Consider the following 15,025-nt stretch of genomic DNA (forward strand, 5'->3'; position numbering starts at 1 on the left):
ACTCATGGTAGTTGGAGATTTCGCTATCGAATTAGATACAGTTGTAATCGGAGCTGGACCTGGTGGCTATGTTGCCGCCATCCGGGCTGCCGAAATGGGACAAAAAGTTGCCATTGTGGAAAAAGAATACATTGGCGGTGTCTGCTTAAACGTGGGATGTATTCCTTCAAAAGCGTTAATTTCTGCTGGACATCATTATCAAGAATCATTGGACTCTAAATTATTTGGTGTTTCAAGCGAAAACGTGACATTAGATTTTGCTGCTACCCAAGAATGGAAACAAAACGGTGTTGTGAACAAATTGACTAGTGGTGTTGGTTTCTTACTTAAAAAACACAAAGTTGAAGTTTTGGAAGGCGAAGCATATTTTGTTGATGATCACACGTTACGTGTAATGCATCCAGACTCTGCGCAAACATATTCTTTCAATAATGCAATCGTTGCGACTGGTTCACGTCCAATTGAAATTCCTGGTTTCAAATTTGGCGGTCGCGTATTAGATTCTACTGGCGGTTTAGCATTAAAAGAAGTACCTAAAAACTTTGTTATCATCGGCGGTGGTGTTATTGGTGCTGAATTAGGTGGCGCATATGCTAACCTAGGCGCGAATGTCACTATTTTAGAAGGTTCACCACAGATTTTACCAACTTATGAAAAAGATATGGTTAAAATTGTTGAAGATGAATTTAAGAAAAAAGGTATGACGGTTATTACCAATGCAATGGCTAAAGAAGCGGTTGACAATGGGGATAGTGTTACAATTAAATATGCTGTGGATGGTAAAGAAGAAAGCATCACAGCAGACTATGTAATGGTTACTGTCGGTCGTCGTCCAAATACGGATGAATTAGGTTTAGAACAAGCTGGTGTTGAAATCGGCGAACGAGGCTTAATTACAGTTGATAAACAAGGAAGAACGAATGTTTCCAACATTTTTGCTATTGGTGATATCGTTCCTGGAGCCGCTTTAGCGCATAAAGCGAGCTATGAAGCAAAAATTGCTGCTGAAGCAATTAGTGGTAAAAAAGTTGCGGTTGACTACAAAGCAATGCCAGCCGTTGCCTTTACAGATCCAGAACTTGCTTCTGTTGGGATGACGATTGCTGAAGCAAAAGAAGCTGGTCTAGAAGCAAAAGCCTTTAAATTCCCATTTTCTGGCAATGGGCGTGCGTTGTCTTTAGGTAAAACAGAAGGCTTCATCCGCTTGGTAACAACGGTTGAAGATAACGTTTTAATCGGTGCACAACTTGCTGGTGTGGGTGCTAGTGATATGGTTTCAGAACTTGCTTTGGCAATTGAATCTGGCATGAATGCAGAAGATATCGCCTTGACGATTCATCCACATCCATCACTAGGGGAAATTGTTATGGACGCGTCAGAACTTGCTTTGGGTATGCCAATCCATATTTAAAGTAAACTTTAAAACGCTTAAATTGGAGCTGCGCCATATCTGGTGCAGCTCTTTTCTTTGTATCATCTCCTATGCTAAACTAACCTAGAGGTGAAATATATGCGGGAATATCAATATCCTCTTGATTTGTCTTGGACAACACAGGAGATGGTGGTTGTCATGAAAATGTGGGAAACACTAGAAGTTGCATACGAAAAAGGCACTACAGCCGAAAGTTTTTTGGCGGTTTATCAACAGTTTAAAAAAGTTGTTCCAAGTATTGGAGAGGAACGTCGCTTGGGCAAAGAATTTGAAACTTTATCAGGGTATTCCTTATACCATACAGTAAAGGTGGCCAAGGAAAATCCCAAAGGAAAGTTGAAGGTGACCAATTAGATATGGAAGCAATGGTAAATGAAATTAAAACTTGGATTTATGAAGCTGGCGAAGTTATCAAAAAAAGTTTTCAAGCAGATGATTTAGTCATCGATACAAAGAGCGGTCGCACAGATTTAGTCACAAATTTGGATAAAGCAACCCAAGAATTTCTGACACAACGAATTATGAATTTTGATCCTGAGGCAAAAATTTTAGGCGAAGAAAATGGGAAAGATAACCTAGATGATTTTAGCGGGCGTGTTTTTGTCATTGATCCAATCGATGGTACGATGAATTTTGTTTTGGAACAAGAAAACTTTTGTATTATGGTAGCAGTCTATGAAAATGGTGTAGGAAAATTGGGCTTTGTTTATGATGTCATGAAAAATGAATTTTTGTGGGGCGGTCGCGGTATTGGTGTGTATTGCAATGATAAAAAAATCGATGCACCAAAAGATATTGCCTTATCTGAAGGCTTAATTGGCTTAAACCACGTAATGTATCAAAAAGACAGTTGGCACGTGCAAAAGATGGGAGAAATTGCCCTAGGCGTACGTATGACAGGTTGTGCAGGCTATGAGTTAATTGGTCTGGCAATGGGAAGAAGAGCGGCTTATATCTCACGTTTGGCTCCTTGGGACTATGCTGCCGGCGGTGTTTTGATTGAAGAATTGGGACTACGCATGTCTAATATAAATGGTGAAGCCTTAAAACTGGCGGGCCGGGAACTTTTTGTCGCAGCAACTCCCAAAGCTTATGAAAATATTATGGAAATTAAGGGTTGAAAACCCCAGAACACTAGGCTTTTTTTAACAGATTCACAAAACTTAGCGATAAGATTGCGTTTTTTTGAAAGTTTTCACTATATTTCAGAAAGATAATCTGTTATAATGAGCCGTCAGATTATACACAAGATTAAAGGAGCCAGATAAATTGAAATTAAGAAATGATATTCGCAATGTGGCCATTATCGCCCACGTTGACCATGGTAAAACGACACTCGTAGATGAATTATTGAAACAATCCGATACCCTAGACAGCCACACACACTTAGAAGAGCGTGCCATGGACTCCAACGCCTTGGAAAAAGAACGTGGTATTACGATTTTGGCAAAGAATACTGCCGTCGAATATCAAGGTACTAAAATTAACATTATGGACACACCGGGACACGCGGACTTCGGTGGTGAAGTAGAACGAATCATGAAAATGGTTGACGGTGTTGTTTTAGTTGTTGATGCATACGAAGGTACCATGCCCCAAACACGTTTTGTGTTGAAAAAAGCTTTAGAACAACATTTAACACCAATTGTAGTTGTAAATAAAATTGACAAAGACTCAGCACGTCCGGCAGAAGTTGTCGATGAAGTTTTAGAATTATTCATCGAATTAGGTGCAGATGAAGATCAATTGGAATTCCCAGTGATTTATGCTTCTGCTGTAAACGGAACTTCTAGTTTATCTGATGATCCAAGTCAACAAGAACATACGATGTCGCCAATTTTTGACACAATTATTGAGCACATCCCAGCTCCAATTGACAACAGTGATGAACCATTGCAATTCCAAGTTTCTTTACTTGATTATAATGATTACGTTGGTCGTATCGGAATTGGTCGTGTCTTCCGTGGGAAAATCGCGGTTGGTGATCAAGTATCTTTAATTAAATTAGACGGTACAATTAAAAACTTCCGTGTTACTAAATTATTTGGTTTCTTCGGTTTGAAACGTTTGGAAATTAAAGAAGCTAAAGCTGGCGATTTAATTGCGGTTTCTGGTATGGAAGATATTTTCGTCGGTGAAACAGTAACACCGGTTGAACATCAAGATGCGCTACCTATCCTGCACATTGACGAACCAACTTTACAAATGACTTTCTTGGTGAATAACTCACCATTTGCTGGTCGTGAAGGAAAATGGGTAACAGCTCGTAAAATTGAAGAACGTTTGATGTCTCAATTGCAAACTGACGTTTCTTTACGAGTAGATCCAATTGCACCAGATGCTTGGACTGTTTCTGGTCGTGGTGAATTACACTTGTCTATTTTGATTGAAAATATGCGTCGTGAAGGTTACGAGTTGCAAGTATCTCGTCCTGAAGTTATTGAACGTATCGTAGATGGCGTAAAATGTGAGCCTTTTGAACGGGTACAAATTGATACTCCAGAAGAATATATGGGTTCTGTGATTGAAGCGTTGGGTCAACGTAAGGCAGAAATGCAAGATATGATTCACGTCGGCAATGGTCAAATTCGTTTAGTTTTCTTAGCGCCTGCTCGTGGTTTAATTGGTTTTACAACTGAATTTTTATCCATGACACGAGGTTATGGGATTATGAACCATACGTTTGATCAATACTTGCCAATGATTCAAGGTACAATTGGTGGACGCCACCATGGTGCTTTGGTTTCGATGGAAAACGGGAAAGCAACAACTTACTCTATTATGTCTGTTGAAGAACGTGGAACTGTCTTTGTTGAACCAGGTACTGAAGTATACGAAGGTATGATCGTCGGTGAAAATTCTCGGGATAATGACTTAGCGGTTAATATCGTTAAAGCAAAACAAATGACTAACGTCCGTTCTGCAACCAAAGACCAAACTTCTGTCATTAAAAAACCACGTATTTTAACATTAGAAGAATCTTTAGAGTTTCTAAATGATGATGAATATTGTGAAGTAACGCCAGAAAGTATTCGTTTACGTAAACAAATCTTAAATAAAAACGAACGTGAAAAAGCTGCGAAAAAGAAAAAAACTGCAGACAAATAATTTTTTAGCCAAACCTTTTCTTGAGGTTTGGTTTTTTTGTGGAAAAGTTTTTGGTGTTAAAAGTTAATTTAACAATGTTTTTGCGTATATTGTTAGATTAGGAAGTTTATTATTCGGTTTTTTGTTCCACAAACAATCATTGTTTCACGATGTGTGAGATTAGAAACGACGAAGAGAGTTTTGCGGAAAATGTTCGGCTTTATCATGGCTTTCGTGAAAATTTTACGAAGCTTTCCAGTATTTTGTCCCAATCAATTGGGGATTATGCTATAATAATGAAACTAAGAAAGAAAGGTTGGATTAGAGATGGATTCAATTTCTCATGAATTTGCTTTGGAATTATTGATGCAAGATGCCGACCGCATTAAAAAATTAATTCGCAATCAAAAAAATAGTTTATGTATTTCTCAATGTAAAGCTTTTGAGGAAGTGGTTGATACACAAATGTACGGCTTGTCTCGTCAAGTAACCTTCGCGGTGCGCCTAGGCATCATAAAAAGTGATGAAGGGCATCAGTTATTGAGTGATTTGGAAAGAGAATTAAATCGCTTATATTCTGAGGTTTACGAAGATCAAAAGACGAACAAGGAGGCGTAAGCCTTGCCACAAAAAATAAAGAAACGTCACCTGTTGGATTATAGTATTCTAATTCCTTACCTCATTTTATGTGTTTTGGGTTTGGTGATGGTATTTAGTTCAACTTCTTATCTTTTAGTTGAACAAGGTCAGAATTTTATGAGTTCGGTCATCAACCAAGCTGTTTTTTGGCTTTTAAGTTTGGTGGCCATCAGTTTTATTTACAAGATGAAAACAGATGTTATTCGCAATAAAGCATTTGCCTCCATGGCAATGATCATTGTGATCGTATTACTTTTAGTCGTTTTAGTAATTGGTAAAGAAGTTAATGGTGCAAAAGGTTGGTTGTCTTTTGGTCCGGTTAATATTCAGCCAGCAGAGTTTTTTAAAATTACAACGATTTGGTTTTTAGCGTTGAAGCTTTCAACGCGGCAAAAAACTATTCAAGGTCAGACTTTTTTAAACACAGTTTTTCGACCATTAGTCTATGTTATTTTCGGGTTGCTTTTAATTGCCCTATTGCCTGACTTTGGGAATGCGGCTGTCATTACCCTGATTGCTTTTTCTGTCATTATGGCAAGTGGGATTAACTACTTGTATACATTAGTTTTAGGAATTGTTGGTGTAGTGGGCTCTTTTGGTGTGATTCAGTTGATTAATTTGACTAAAGGTAAATTAATCCCAGCACATGTTTATAGTCGCTTTGCGATTTATCAAAATCCCTTTAAAGATGAGTTTAATTTAGGGCATCAAATGGTAAATGGTTATTATGCCATTTATAATGGGGGACTTTTTGGCCGTGGTTTGGGCAATAGCATTCAGAAAAAAGGCTTTTTGAAATTTGCCCACACCGATTATATTTTTGCAATTGTAATAGAAGAATTAGGTTTGATTGTAGCGTTGTTGGTTTTAGCCTTGTTGTTTTACATGATTGCGCGGATTTTTCTAGTGGGAATCCGCTCAAGTGATGCCTTTAATTCGATGATGTGTATTGGGATTGGCTCACTATTTTTGATTCAGGTTTTTGTTAACTTAGGGGGAATTACCGGTATCATTCCTTTGACTGGGATTACTTTTCCCTTTTTAAGTCAAGGGGGATCATCGCTTTTAATGCTTTCTATCTGTGTTGGTTTTGCACTAAATATTAGTGCGGATGAAAAGAAAAAGCAGTATGGTATTACAACAAGTAAGCCGATGAAAAAAAGGTTACCGCAAAAAAATGAGTTAAGCTGATTTTCAGCTAACAATAGATTAAATCTCAAGGAGTGGTTTGATGAAAAAAATTCTCGTTGCTAACCGTGGTGAAATTGCCATTCGTGTTTTCCGTGCCTGCTCAGAATTACAAATAGGGACGGTGGGTATTTATGCTGCCGAAGATGAATACTCAGTTCATCGTTTTAAAGCTGATGAAGCTTATTTAGTTGGCAAGGGGAAAAAACCAATCGATGCGTATTTGGATATTGAAGATATTATTCGAATTGCAAAAGAATCCGGTGCAGAAGGAATCCACCCAGGTTATGGCTTCCTTTCTGAAAATTTAGCATTTGCCAAACGTTGTGCCGAAGAAGGATTGGTATTCATTGGGCCAAGCGTTCACCATCTTGATATTTTTGGTGACAAAATTAAAGCCAAAGAAGCAGCGATTGCGGCTGGTATTCAATCGATTCCTGGGACTGATGGACCAGTAGCTTCAATTGATGAGGTTTTAGCGTTTGCTGCAACTCATGGCTATCCGATTATGATTAAAGCTGCTTTAGGTGGCGGCGGTCGTGGAATGCGGGTAGCTCATGATGAAAAAGAGGCAAAAGATGGCTATGAACGAGCAAAAAGTGAGGCCAAAGCCGCTTTTGGTAGTGATGAAGTCTATGTTGAAAAATATATTGGCAATCCTAAACATATCGAGGTTCAAATCTTAGGAGATAATCATGGCAATATTGTTCATTTATTTGAACGGGATTGTTCTGTTCAACGACGCCATCAAAAAGTAGTAGAAGTAGCACCATGTGTTTCTTTAAATGACGCTAAACGTGAAGAAATTTGTCAAGCAGCTGTGCAGTTGATGAAACATGTTGGCTACATTAATGCTGGGACAGTTGAGTTCTTAGTTGAAGAAGATCAATTTTATTTCATTGAAGTTAACCCTCGTGTTCAAGTTGAACACACCATTACCGAGATGATTACAGATATTGATATTGTCACATCTCAAATTCTAATTGCAGAAGGTAAAAATTTGCATACAGAAATTGGAATTCCAAAGCAAGAAGCAATCACTTATAAAGGTGCAGCGATTCAATGTCGGATCACAACAGAAGATCCGGTTAACAATTTCATGCCCGATACAGGTAAAATTGATACGTATCGTTCTCCTGGTGGTTTTGGCGTGCGACTTGATGTAGGCAATGCCTATGCTGGTGCGATTGTTACGCCTTACTTTGACTCGTTATTGGTGAAAGTCTGTACACACGCTAGTACTTTTGAACAGGCAATTCAAAAAATGCAACGTTGTTTGCGGGAATTTCGGATTCGCGGTGTGAAAACCAATATGCCTTTTATGTCAAATGTCATTAACCATCCTGAATTTCAAAGTGGTGATGCGAAAACGACCTTTATTGACAATACACCGGCATTGTTTATTTTTCCTTCAACACGAGATCGTGGGAATAAAACAATGAAGTACATCAGTGAAATTACCATCAATGGTTTTCCTGGTATTGAAAAAAATAAAAAGAAATATTATGGAGAAGCGAGACTTCCCCATAAATTGATTGAACCTAAAAAAAATATTTTAAGTGCCAAAAACATCTTAGATGACAAAGGCGCGGATGCTGTCGTTAATTGGGTTAAAGATCAAAAGAAACTATTATTAACGGACACGACTTTTCGAGATGCTCATCAAAGTCTTTTAGCAACGCGGGTAAGAACCCATGATTTTGAAAAAATAGCAGCTAAAACCCAAATTGCTTTACCAGAATTGTTTTCTGCAGAGATGTGGGGAGGCGCTACTTTTGATGTCGCCTACCGCTTTTTAAATGAAGACCCTTGGGTACGCCTAAAAACATTGCGCAAATTAATGCCAAATACATTATTTCAGATGTTGTTTAGAGGCTCCAATGCGGTCGGGTATTCTAATTATCCAGATAATGTTATTGCTGAATTTATTAAAGAAGCCGCTAAGCAAGGAATTGATGTTTTCCGGATTTTTGATAGCTTAAATTGGTTGCCGCAAATGGAAAAAAGTATTCAAGCAGTCCGCGACAATGGCAAAATTGCTGAAGCTGCGATTTGTTATACAGGGGATTTAAACGATCCAAGCCGTGCTAAATATAATGTGGATTACTATAAAAATATGGCCAAAGAATTGGAGCAGGCCGGAGCGCATATCATTGCAATCAAAGATATGGCGGGCTTGTTAAAACCACGAGCAGCTTATCGTTTAGTCAGTGAATTAAAAGCTACCGTTTCTTTGCCAATTCATTTGCATACGCATGATACTAGCGGCAATGGTATCATCACATATTCGGCTGCGACACAAGCCGGCGTTGATATCGTGGACGTTGCCACCAGTGCAATGAGTTCTTCAACTAGTCAGCCAAGTATGAACAGTTTGTACTTTGCTTTAGATCAAGATGAAAGACAGCCAGAAATCAATATTGACAATGCCCAACAGTTAAATCATTACTGGGAAGATGTTCGCATGTTTTATAAACCTTTTGAAAGTGGCTTAAATGCACCACAAACAGAAGTTTACAAACATGAAATGCCAGGAGGTCAATATTCCAACTTGCAACAACAAGCAAAAGCAGTTGGTTTAGAAGAGCGCTGGGATGAAATCAAAGAGATGTATCAAACCGTTAATTTAATGTTTGGTGATATCGTGAAAGTAACCCCATCTTCAAAAGTTGTAGGGGATATGGCGTTATTCATGGTACAAAATAATTTAAGTGAAAAAGATGTTTATGATCGTGGTGATGAATACAACTTCCCAGAATCAGTGATTACGTTTTTCCAAGGGGAGCTTGGGCAACCAGTTGGTGGATTCCCAGCAGAGCTGCAAAAAATCATCTTAAAAGGCCGGCCAGCCTTCACAGTACGTCCAGGATCATTAGCTGAACCTGTCAATTTTGAAAAAGTCAAAAAAGAATTAGCAAAAAAAATTGGCTATGAACCAAAAAATGAAGAAGTATTGAGTTATTTAATGTATCCGCAAGTTTTTCTAGATTACCGTTCTGCTTATGAAAAATTTGCTGATATTACGGTTTTAGATACACCAACATTTTTCCAAGGCATGCGCTTAGGAGAAACAATTAATGTCGAAATTGAAAAAGGTAAAATTTTAATCATTCGCCTTGATGAGATTGGTGAACCAGATATTGAAGGAAATCGTGTTTTATTCTTTAACTTAAACGGACAACGCCGGGAAGTAGTGGTTAAAGATACATCAATTATCAGTTCAGTCCAAACCAAACAAAAAGCAGAACCAACCAACAAAGAACAAATTGGGGCTACGATGCCTGGTTCGGTGTTAGAAGTTCTAGTGAAAAAAGGCGATAAAGTGAAACAAGGTGATACCTTATTGATTACAGAAGCCATGAAAATGGAAACGGCAATTGAAGCCCGTTTTGATGGTGTCGTCAAGCATATTTATGTGTCTAGTGGCGAGCCTATCGCCCAAGACGATCTATTAATTGAAATTACTGAAAGTTAGAAAGTAGGACTTGCTGTGAAACGAAGACTTATCTTTTTATTGCTATTGTTTATAGCAATACTTGTAGTCTATTTACAACCGGTCTTCTTTCCACGGCAAGCTCCCGCCTATGATAATCAGACAAACAAAGATGTGAGTCAAACGAGTTTGAAATATGAGCCGATTAAAGTTTCGGGTTATGCTAGTTTAATTGGTAAAAATTCAAGCGAATTAACGAATATTTTAGGTAAGCCACTGGTTAGTTATGACAGTGGCTTTGGCTATCGTGTGAATACGTATAAGACCGAAAATAAAACCAGCTACATCGCGGCCAATATCCGTAATGGTAAAGTTGCGGCAGTTAAAGTTGCCGGTAATGATGATAAGCATACCACACCGTTTAAATCAGGAATGACCATGAATGATTTAACCAAGGTGACGATGTTATATCCTAATTTCTCACTGGACTATAATGGCGAGAAAATTCAGTTTGAATTGATGGAAGAAGATATGAATTATCGTCCCTTAGTCGCTTTTACCAACGATACCTTTGCTATTCTTTTTTTCAATCAAAAAAAATCACAGCTGATGGGAATTACCTATCTGGATAAACAAATGCTACTAGAGTTAGCTCCATATACGTCCATTGATGGACAACTTCCCAAAGTTCACAAAACGCAGCTAACAGATTGGGATGAAGTTAATCGCTTAAAGGAGACCTCGGCTTTTGAATTGTTAAACGTCTTGCGGCAATTAGAAAGTCGCTCTATCTATACAACCAACTTTACATTACAAGGTCGCGCCGACGATATTAATGCCGACTTTTTAAAAGAGCCCCGCAAATATTTGAATGAAGAACGTTTTAAACAATTTGAACGTATGAAAGATGTTACAAATCCACAACCTTTTTTAATTGTTAGTGATGAATTTGATCAAATGTTAAAAAAAATGAAGATTCCGGCTGTTGCAGGTTTTTATTATCGTCCCATGATGGATACGATGTTTCAAATTATGTCCTTTTATAGCGATCCATATTTGCATACGCGCTTTTTAAGTGAAGGGCAACAAAAAGTTGGGGTTGGCATTGCAGAAGACAATATGGTAATCTTGTTAGAGGATACTGAAGAAACTGAGGATAGTGAATAACGTGATTTACGATGAAACAACCTTACATTTAGTACAATTGTGTGAGAATTTAAGTGATAAGATTTGTCAAAGTCTTATCTTTCAACAATATGAGCAAACCCGTAGTGAGATGCAACAAGATGAAAAAGCTATTGCTGCTAGAAAAACTTTTCAAAAAGCAAAAGCAAGTTATGAAGAATTAAGTCGTTTTGGCTCCTATGCGCCAGGGATTAAAGAACAAACAAAAACACTCTATCAAAAAAAAAGGCAGCTAGATATGTGTGAAACAGTGGCGGACTTTCGCCAAGCTGAAACCCAATTGCAAGCATTACTTGATGGTGTTTGCCAACAAGTTGCCAACAGTTTTTCTGAAGAGATTAAAGTAGCATACGGAAATCCCTTTTTTGAAACTAGAAAGTCTGATTGTGGAGGAAATTGTCATGCAAGTTGATACAACAATTGAATTTAAACCAAAACAAAGACGTGGTCTGATCGTTTGGGTCTATAGCTTGCGTCAATTAAAAAATTTGAAACGCTATGGCTTGGTGCATTACGTTTCCCGCAAACTAAAATATGTTGTGCTATATTTAGACGAGGCAGGTTTTGAAGAAACCATGGCAAAAATCGAACATTTGCATTTTGTTCGTAACGTTGAGCCATCTTATCGACCAGATGTTGAAATGAATTTTGCTGATAAAATTGGGACTAAAGCTGCTTACCAAGTCGCCGATGATGATGGTTTTGACGTAGAAGAATTGAATACAACCATTCGTTTAGCTGAAAATGTCTAAAACTTTGTGCTACCTTTTAAAGGTAGCACTTTTTTTGTGCTAATTTTTCGATTATCACGAGTTTTGCTGTTTTATTAGGCTAACGCTACAGATTTATTCATACGTTTAAACAGTTTTAAAAATAGTGTGGCAGTTGTAAGTTGTAGGAGTCAATACTTGTCAATTATGGTAAAATATTGTGGATATGATTGATGAGGTGAAATAATATGAGAGTCGTGGCAGGAGAATATGGTGGCCGAAAATTAAAAAGTTTGCCAGGGGATAATACACGTCCCACAACAGATAAAGTGAAGGGCGCTATATTTAATATGATTGGACCTTTTTTTGATGGTGGCACTTGTCTGGACTTATATAGTGGTAGTGGCGGTCTGGCGATTGAAGCGATATCCCGTGGAATGGCGCATGCTTATTGTGTCGAGCGTAATTTTAAAGCAATGCAAGTCATTAAAGATAATGTCGCAATTACCAAAGAACCAGAAAAATTTACCCTCTTAAAAAAAGATGCCAAACATGCTTTGGACCAATTTATTGCAGAAGAAAAACAATTTGATTTGATTCTTTTAGATCCGCCTTATGCCAAGCAGCAGTTGATTGCGGAGCTTGAAGCGATGGTCAAAAATAATCTATTGACCAATCAGGCAGTAGTGGTTTGTGAAACAGCAAAAGAAGTTATTTTACCAATTCAAATTGCTAATTTAAACCAAATAAGACAACAAAATTACGGTATCACTAGCGTAACAATTTATAGAAATGAGGCGTCTCATGCGTAAAATAGCATTATTTCCTGGTAGTTTTGATCCTTTTACCAATGGGCATTTAGATACAATTGAACGAGGATCTGACCTTTTTGATGAAATTATCGTTGGTGTTTTTGTGAACACAAATAAAAAGAGTTTGTTTACCCCAAAAGAACGTAAAGCTCTGGTTGAAGCTTCGGTGGCCCATCTGCCTAATGTGCGTGTGATGGAACAAGATAGTGAACTAACTGTAACCAGTGCGAAAAAATTAGGTGCAAATTTTTTATTACGAGGAATTAGAAGCGTAAAAGATTATGAGTATGAAAAAGAAATTATGACGATGAATCATCATTTGGATAAAAAGATTGAAACGGTATTCTTATTGGCTCGCCCTGAGTATACCCATATCAGTTCCAGCATTTTAAAAGAAGTCATTGCTTTTGGCGGTGATGTCAAAGAATATTTGCCAAAACCAGTATTTGAAGCATTAGTGAAGAAGAGTGATCATTATGAAGCGTAAAGTGCCAATAAAACGCCTTTTACTTTTATTGTTGGCGTTAGTTTTAATGGCCTGTGTTGCATTACCGATTCCGTATTATATCGAAGCACCAGGCTCAACGATTAAGTTAGATACATTGGTGAAAGTTAACGGCCAAAAAGATAAGTTTAGTGGCTCGTTTTCCCTGACGTCAGTTGGGATCAGGCAGGCAACTGTTGCTACCGCATTATTTGCTAAAACGCAAACTTTTTCTGATTTAGTGACAAAAGAAGAGCTGATGGGCACTGCCAGTGATGATGATTATAATAGAATTCAAAACTTTTACATGGAAAGTTCCCAAAATAATGCGATTACAGCAGCACTTTATTTAGCTAAAAAGCCTTTTAAAATGGATTATCTTGGTGTCTATGTTTTAGGCATAGAGGAAAGTTCTGCTTTTTATGGCAAAATTAAAATTGGTGATACCGTTGTAAAGGTTGATTCAAAACCTTTCAAAAGTAGCGATGATTTTATGAAATACGTTCAGAGTAAAAAAGTTGGCGATCAGGTGACGATTACCTATTTGCAAGACGGTAAAGAAAAAACGGCGCAAGGTGCATTGATTAAGTTGCCAAGTAATAACAAAGCAGGAATCGGCATTACACTGACTGACCACACACAGGTGAACAGTCAAGAAAAAGTTCAATTTGATGTTGATAATATAGGGGGTCCTTCAGCGGGCTTAATGTTTACCTTGGAAATATACCAACAATTAATGAATCAAGACTTACGAAATGGTCATGAAATTGCAGGTACGGGAACTATTGATAGTCAAGGTAATGTTGGCCAAATTGGTGGTATTGATAAAAAGGTCGTTAGTGCTTCTGAAAGTGGAGCAGAAATCTTTTTTGCACCAGCTGATTTAGAAAAAGGTGATACGAATTATCAAGAGGCTAAAAAAGCGGCTGCAAAAATTAAAACAAAAATGAAAGTGGTATCCGTAAAAACAGCACAAGAGGCAGTGGATTATTTAAAAAAACATGTCACAAAATAAGTTTTTAGGCGCAGATGACCCCAAGTAATAGTAAGTTGTAAAAATCAAAAAAGCATATGCTATACTAAATAACAAGAAATGTATTAAAGGAGGAACAAGAGTGGAAATTAAACGTCAAAAACCAGTGGTAGCTGCTTATCACTATGATCAACCCAATCCCGAACAAGCTTATGAAACGCAGTTGCAAGTAGGATTTACCCCATTAAATACAGAAGATCCCAATTATCCAAAAGAAAATTCAATTATTCGGTGTATTTTAGATTTTCGTTTGGTTTTTGAAGAATATGTGATTTCTGGTCGTGTCAGTCAAATTAACCATGTCGTTGACCGTAAGATTGCAAGTCAAGCAGATGTGACCGAAGAAGAGGTTAATGAAATTGTGGCCCCGTTGTTTGATATCGTAAAGCGGATGACCTATGAAGTAACTGAAATTGCAACTGACGAACCTGGATTAACCCTTAATTTTCAAACAGAAGCATAGGAGAAAATGATGTTTACAGAAGATATTCAAATTATGTTATACGTTGATGATGTCCAAAAAGCGGTGGCATTTTGGCAAGCCTTGGATTTTGTCATCCTTGAAGAACAAGCAGTAGATGGTACCCGGGTCGTTGAAATTGCAGCCGCAAAAGATGCAAAAGCACATTTTGTCTTATATGATCGTGAGTTTATTGAAAGCAATTCACCTGAAGTTGCCACCAATTCACCATCCCTGATGTTTTTTAGCCAAGATATTTACCGTCTTTATAAAAAAATCGGTGAACTTGACGTTCCACTAGGAGAAATGATTTCATTGGGGGATCGAGAAGTCTTTAATTTTGCAGACCCTGATGGTAATTATTTTGCCGTTTCAAGTATCTAAGAAAAAGGATGTGACAAAACAGTAAAGTTTTGTCACATCCTTTTTCATGCTGTCTTATTACTTGCGGTAAGCGCTTTTTTTCACTTTTCGTAAACGGCGGAAAAAAAGCAACCTCTGCGACAATAAGTTGAAATTCACCAAAAATTTGGAAAACAATTTTAGGTAATCTTATCTTATT

At 37.6% G+C, this 15,025-nt stretch carries 15 protein-coding genes; all 15 read left to right on the top strand.

The features are described 5' to 3' along the window. The first annotated feature begins 4 nt into the window (after positions 1–4). The 15 genes from lpdA (at position 5) to P3T75_RS05900 (ending at position 14,847) form a co-directional block, all read left to right on the top strand. Positions 5–1,411 carry a dihydrolipoyl dehydrogenase gene (gene lpdA / locus P3T75_RS05830; protein ID WP_206903702.1) on the top strand — a complete coding sequence of 469 codons (1,407 nt, stop codon included), beginning with the start codon at positions 5–7 and terminating at the stop codon, positions 1,409–1,411. Between the two features lie 99 nt (positions 1,412–1,510). Further along, a complete protein-coding gene (locus P3T75_RS05835) occupies positions 1,511–1,786 on the top strand; it encodes a UPF0223 family protein (protein ID WP_206903701.1) in 276 nt (91 codons plus the stop codon). 2 nt (positions 1,787–1,788) lie between these two features. Further along, positions 1,789–2,553 carry an inositol monophosphatase family protein gene (locus P3T75_RS05840; RefSeq protein WP_282462447.1) on the top strand — a complete coding sequence of 255 codons (765 nt, stop codon included), beginning with the start codon at positions 1,789–1,791 and terminating at the stop codon, positions 2,551–2,553. A gap of 148 nt (positions 2,554–2,701) precedes the next feature. Then, positions 2,702–4,540, top strand: coding sequence for a translational GTPase TypA (gene typA / locus P3T75_RS05845; protein WP_173103186.1), 1,839 nt, complete (start codon positions 2,702–2,704; stop codon positions 4,538–4,540). Positions 4,541–4,846: 306 nt separating this feature from the next. Further along, positions 4,847–5,137 (top strand): YlaN family protein, encoded by a 291-nt coding sequence (locus P3T75_RS05850; protein ID WP_206903699.1) that lies wholly within the window; start codon positions 4,847–4,849, stop codon positions 5,135–5,137. Positions 5,138–5,140: 3 nt separating this feature from the next. After that, positions 5,141–6,349, top strand: coding sequence for an FtsW/RodA/SpoVE family cell cycle protein (locus P3T75_RS05855; protein ID WP_282462448.1), 1,209 nt, complete (start codon positions 5,141–5,143; stop codon positions 6,347–6,349). Positions 6,350–6,389: 40 nt separating this feature from the next. Continuing rightward, entirely contained in the window at positions 6,390–9,821 is a 3,432-nt protein-coding gene (locus P3T75_RS05860; protein ID WP_282462449.1) for a pyruvate carboxylase, read from the top strand. Between the two features lie 15 nt (positions 9,822–9,836). Beyond that, on the top strand, positions 9,837–10,946 hold the full coding sequence (locus P3T75_RS05865) for a CAP-associated domain-containing protein (protein ID WP_282462450.1): 1,110 nt from the start codon (positions 9,837–9,839) through the stop codon (positions 10,944–10,946). Next, complete coding sequence (locus P3T75_RS05870) at positions 10,939–11,376, top strand: YlbF family regulator (RefSeq protein WP_230710610.1); 438 nt, start codon at positions 10,939–10,941, stop codon at positions 11,374–11,376. The genes P3T75_RS05865 and P3T75_RS05870 overlap by 8 nt, the downstream gene beginning before the upstream one ends. Then, entirely contained in the window at positions 11,366–11,716 is a 351-nt protein-coding gene (locus P3T75_RS05875) for a YlbG family protein (protein WP_230710612.1), read from the top strand. The genes P3T75_RS05870 and P3T75_RS05875 overlap by 11 nt, the downstream gene beginning before the upstream one ends. Positions 11,717–11,922: 206 nt before the next feature. Next, complete coding sequence (rsmD, locus tag P3T75_RS05880) at positions 11,923–12,486, top strand: 16S rRNA (guanine(966)-N(2))-methyltransferase RsmD (RefSeq protein WP_206903694.1); 564 nt, start codon at positions 11,923–11,925, stop codon at positions 12,484–12,486. Continuing rightward, positions 12,479–12,973, top strand: a complete 495-nt coding sequence (gene coaD / locus P3T75_RS05885) for a pantetheine-phosphate adenylyltransferase (RefSeq protein WP_206903693.1) — start codon at positions 12,479–12,481, stop codon at positions 12,971–12,973. The genes rsmD and coaD overlap by 8 nt, the downstream gene beginning before the upstream one ends. Further along, positions 12,963–13,985 (top strand): SepM family pheromone-processing serine protease, encoded by a 1,023-nt coding sequence (locus tag P3T75_RS05890; protein ID WP_282462451.1) that lies wholly within the window; start codon positions 12,963–12,965, stop codon positions 13,983–13,985. Before coaD ends, P3T75_RS05890 begins: the two co-directional genes overlap by 11 nt. A gap of 100 nt (positions 13,986–14,085) precedes the next feature. After that, on the top strand, positions 14,086–14,466 hold the full coding sequence (locus P3T75_RS05895; RefSeq protein WP_206903691.1) for a DUF1149 family protein: 381 nt from the start codon (positions 14,086–14,088) through the stop codon (positions 14,464–14,466). Positions 14,467–14,475: 9 nt separating this feature from the next. Beyond that, a complete protein-coding gene (locus P3T75_RS05900) occupies positions 14,476–14,847 on the top strand; it encodes a VOC family protein (protein WP_206903690.1) in 372 nt (123 codons plus the stop codon). The last annotated feature ends 178 nt before the right edge of the window (positions 14,848–15,025 follow it).

The organism is Enterococcus montenegrensis (genome assembly GCF_029983095.1).
In the GTDB taxonomy this organism is placed as follows: Bacteria; Bacillota; Bacilli; order Lactobacillales; family Enterococcaceae; genus Enterococcus_C; species Enterococcus_C montenegrensis.

Excerpts from the sequence above, each read along its gene's own strand:
- lpdA (WP_206903702.1), top strand. The coding sequence starts at position 5 with ATGGTAGTTGGAGATTTCGCTATCGAATTAGATACAGTTGTAATCGGA.
- P3T75_RS05835 (WP_206903701.1), top strand. The coding sequence starts at position 1,511 with ATGCGGGAATATCAATATCCTCTTGATTTGTCTTGGACAACACAGGAG.
- P3T75_RS05840 (WP_282462447.1), top strand. The coding sequence starts at position 1,789 with ATGGAAGCAATGGTAAATGAAATTAAAACTTGGATTTATGAAGCTGGC.
- P3T75_RS05850 (WP_206903699.1), top strand. The coding sequence starts at position 4,847 with ATGGATTCAATTTCTCATGAATTTGCTTTGGAATTATTGATGCAAGAT.
- P3T75_RS05860 (WP_282462449.1), top strand. The coding sequence starts at position 6,390 with ATGAAAAAAATTCTCGTTGCTAACCGTGGTGAAATTGCCATTCGTGTT.
- P3T75_RS05875 (WP_230710612.1), top strand. The coding sequence starts at position 11,366 with ATGCAAGTTGATACAACAATTGAATTTAAACCAAAACAAAGACGTGGT.
- rsmD (WP_206903694.1), top strand. The coding sequence starts at position 11,923 with ATGAGAGTCGTGGCAGGAGAATATGGTGGCCGAAAATTAAAAAGTTTG.
- coaD (WP_206903693.1), top strand. The coding sequence starts at position 12,479 with ATGCGTAAAATAGCATTATTTCCTGGTAGTTTTGATCCTTTTACCAAT.
- P3T75_RS05890 (WP_282462451.1), top strand. The coding sequence starts at position 12,963 with ATGAAGCGTAAAGTGCCAATAAAACGCCTTTTACTTTTATTGTTGGCG.
- P3T75_RS05900 (WP_206903690.1), top strand. The coding sequence starts at position 14,476 with ATGTTTACAGAAGATATTCAAATTATGTTATACGTTGATGATGTCCAA.